The sequence below is a fragment of the Dethiosulfatibacter sp. genome (assembly GCF_983023055.1).
Window position 1 is genome coordinate 5,588 of sequence record NZ_CEZJXU010000042.1, and the last position, 3,864, is coordinate 9,451.

Annotated in this window: 4 protein-coding genes; all 4 read right to left on the reverse strand. The window is 37.1% G+C overall.

Annotated elements, in window-relative coordinates; genetic code table 11:
• Positions 1 to 585 (reverse strand): ABC transporter permease (locus AC3AX0_RS02950; RefSeq protein WP_487548814.1); only part of this gene is annotated, 585 nt, incomplete at its 3' end.
• Positions 582 to 1,259, reverse strand: coding sequence for an ABC transporter ATP-binding protein (locus tag AC3AX0_RS02955; protein ID WP_487548815.1), 678 nt, complete (start codon positions 1,257 to 1,259; stop codon positions 582 to 584). The genes AC3AX0_RS02955 and AC3AX0_RS02950, both read right to left, overlap by 4 nt.
• Positions 1,260 to 1,277: 18 nt before the next feature.
• Positions 1,278 to 2,825, reverse strand: a complete 1,548-nt coding sequence (locus AC3AX0_RS02960) for a permuted SH3 domain-containing protein (protein WP_487548816.1) — start codon at positions 2,823 to 2,825, stop codon at positions 1,278 to 1,280.
• A gap of 284 nt (positions 2,826 to 3,109) precedes the next feature.
• Positions 3,110 to 3,823 carry a P-loop NTPase family protein gene (locus AC3AX0_RS02965; RefSeq protein ID WP_487548817.1) on the reverse strand — a complete coding sequence of 238 codons (714 nt, stop codon included), beginning with the start codon at positions 3,821 to 3,823 and terminating at the stop codon, positions 3,110 to 3,112.
• Positions 3,824 to 3,864: the final 41 nt, after the last annotated feature.

The window sequence follows — 3,864 nt, forward strand, 5'->3', positions numbered from 1 at the left end:
AATTATATCATTGCTGTCTCCAAACATTGAAGATTTCTTTTCCTCAAGAACACCCACTACTGTATATCTTTCACCCTGGATAAAAATCTTCCTTCCAACAGGATCAAATTTCTTGAATAGCTTTTCGGCTATCTTGGTTCCTATTAAAGCTACCTGGTTCCTGTAATCCATATCCACATCAGTTAAAGATCTGCCCTTTCCAATCTTGAAATTCTGAATATTTAGATAACTATTATCTATGCCACTTATTTTTACTCCATCAATATTTTCAAGACCATATTTTACCATACCGTAAGAACTTGTTTCCGGTGAAAGATTCAAAATACCTTCTATGGATTTCATCTCTTCAAGGTTTTCAACATCAAGGTTGACTTTTTCACTAAATACAGAAATATTCATTACGTTGGTACCCATGCTTTCAATACTTGAGGTTACGTTGGCTTTTGCCCCTTGTCCCAATGAAACAATAACGATTACAGAAAATACTCCTATTATTATTCCAAGCATTGTAAGAAAAGTCCTCATCTTGTTTGCAAATATGGATTTCACGGACATCTTAAGTGTATTTTTAAAGCTCATATTCATTGATTTACCTTCCTGTCCACAATCAGTCCGTCCCTGATTATTATCTGTTTATCAGTTTGTTCTGCTACTTCAATATCGTGAGTAATAAGTATAATTGTCTTTCCTTTTGCATTAAGTTTTTCAATTATTCCCATAACTTCTTCCCCTGATTTGCTGTCAAGGTTTCCCGTAGGCTCATCTCCTAAAAGTACAGCTGGATCTCCCACAAGAGCCCTTGCAATTGCAACTCTCTGCTGTTGTCCGCCAGAAAGTTCAGTCGGTCTGTGGTCCATTCTATCAAAAAGTCCCACACTTTCCAGTACCTCTTCAACCCGTTCCTTTCGCTCCCTTAACTTAACCCCTCTATAAACAAGTGGAAGCTCTACATTTTCATAGGCATTTAGTTTTGGTAAAAGGTTGAATTTTTGAAATATAAATCCTATCTTTTCATTCCTAATTCTAGCAAGGGCATCTTCGCCATAGGTAGCTATTTCCTTTCCATCCAAATGATACTCACCTGTAGTTGGCAAATCCAAACATCCAAGTATATTCATAAGGGTAGATTTCCCAGATCCTGATGGCCCAATTATAGAAGTAAAGTCACCTTCATCGATTTTAAGGGTAATACCCTTAAGTACCTGAAGCTCCATTTCACCCATTACATATGTCTTTGTTATTTCTTTTATATCTATCATAGCTTCCTCCTATGTCCTCTAAAAGGCTGATGTATAAGATGTATCCATTGAATAGATTTCATAATATACGGTATCACCAATGTCTAACCCTGTAGTTATTTCTATAGATTCATTGTTGGCTATTCCTGTTTCAACCTTCTTCTCTAAAGTATTTCCAACCTCGTCCTTTACGGTCACAAAATATTCCCCGTCAATCTTGGAAACAGCCTCAACTGGGATTGTAACGACACCCTTTTCATTGGCAATTTCAACTTCAATATTTACGTTCATTCCTGACATGAGCTTCTTCCTGTCGTCAATTGATACTGTAACTTCATATACGGTGACTCCGTTGTTTCCGCTTCCATTTAAGGATATTGACTCCACCACACCAGTGAATTCCTCATCTTCGAAGACAGGACAATCTATATTGACTTTTTGACCCTGAAATACATTCATTATGTCAAGCTCATCTACACTTATTACAACTTCCATATCCTCAAGGTCCGCCACTTCAAAAAGCTCGGCACCAGGTTCAACATATCCCTGTTCGTCTACAAACACATTGAGTACTGTTCCTCCAATAGGCGAATCCACGGTGGATTTTTCATCATTCAACTCATTTAGAGACAACCTCTTCTGCGCTACATAAAGCCTCTGCTCTTCTATCTGATATTCCAGTTCATCACTTTCGATTTCTGCCATCAGTTGACCTTTATCAACCAGTTCTCCGTTTTTAATGTATATCTTTTTCAAAAGACCACCTACTTCAGCCTTTATAGTGATTTTCTCGTTCAATATAGATTGACCTGTAAAAGGCGAAGTGTATTTGCCAGTTGAATTCACCGCCGTTATTTTTACAGGAGAACCTTCCTTAAGTGCCCCCTTGTATTCCACTTCCACTTCTGCCTGGTAGCCGACGGACCCTCCTCCGTTGGCTACGGGAGCATTATTTTTCGACACTATTCTTCCTTCAAGTGTGAGGAGATAGTCTGAAAGGAATACTTCCGTCTTGTCCCCAATATTTATATTTTCTATCTGGTCCTTGGTGAAATATGACTGAACTCTGATGATATTTACTTCCGCCATTTCTCCTAGTACAGTACCTTCTGATACTTGGTCACCTTCTTCATAAAAAAAGCTTACAGCACCACTTTCCTGTGCATGGATTTTCGAATTTTCAGCCTTTGTTTCCAGGTCCTTAAGGTTTTTCCTTGCAAGAGCAAGACTGTAGCCTGCCGAATCTATTGTCAGCTGCTTTGATTCGTCATCGCTTTCAATTTCATAAAGGGCCAGTACTTCATTCTTGTTTACAATCTGTCCCTCCCTTGTAAAAATCTTTTCAATATTCCCTTTCTTATACGAAGATACAGTCCTTATGTCCGACGGGTTGATTTTTCCCGTCCCTGTTATTGTTTTTCTTATATCTGATTTTTCAACTATATAAGAAGACTCCATGTTCATAGTTCCCGACATTTCAGTTCCTTCAGATTTTTTGTTGTTTAAGTACTGCATTAGTGAAAAACAAGCTAAGACAGCAACTGCTGCAATAACCAATCTCTTTTTAGTAATTTTTTTCTTTTTCATTTTATCCTCCATTTTTTATTCCAATCATCTCGGATGATGCAACTAAGTTATCATGTCTGTTTTAATAATAATCACCTAAAATTAATTTGAAATTAGCTTAAAATTAAATTTTATTATGAACTTACATAAGTCCTAGACCAACTGTACCACTCATCATAGTACAGCAGCAACTGTATTATGACACATAGTACAGCTCGCGTCAATACTTTTACTGTTACAAAAAATTAAAAAAAGAATTCCAGGATCAAAACCCTGAAATTCTTAAACACTTTTTTACTTTGTTCTCAATTCAACTTCTCAATTATCTTGTCTGCCGCAGTTTCGATTTGAGTCAATAGATTTTTGTTTTCTATGTAACCACTACTTATTTTCTGGTAGGCGTCATTAAATTCAATATGGCCTACCATCTTCAGGTTTATCATTTCCTCAAGTTCCTTAGGTGTGAACATTGTACCTCTCTTGCCTTCCTTCTTCATATACTTATTTATGAGATAAAGTATATTTCCTGCGTTATCCTTGCCTATAATGTTTATGCAGGTGTTTATTTTCCCGAAGTCCTCAATTCTGCTTTCTGTAATGAGGAGTATCCTGTCAAGGACGCTGTAGTCCATAATGTCTTTCTCATCCCTGATACTACCACCGTCAATGATTATATAATCGTATTTGTCGTTGAGTATCATGAAAAGTTTTCCGAAAATCTTGTTTTCCTCTGCTTTCTTTGTTTCAAGTCTAGGTGTTGGAACCATATCGAAAACTGATCCTTCCACCTCTGCTGATATCTTACCTTCATCAAGACTGCAGATGTCATCCACAAGGTCCACATAATCATATATTATGTTCATATCATATCCAAGATAAACGGATGCATTTTTTGTTGAACCTGATATATCCACATAAACCACGCTGCCTTCATTTGCAAGTTTCTTAGCCAGTTCAAGTGAAATAACTGTCTTTCCCTGTTGGTCCTCACATGAAGTTACAAGAATGAATTTACTCATTAGTTCCCTCCTCCTCTTCTGATACTTCTTCAATAGCTGCT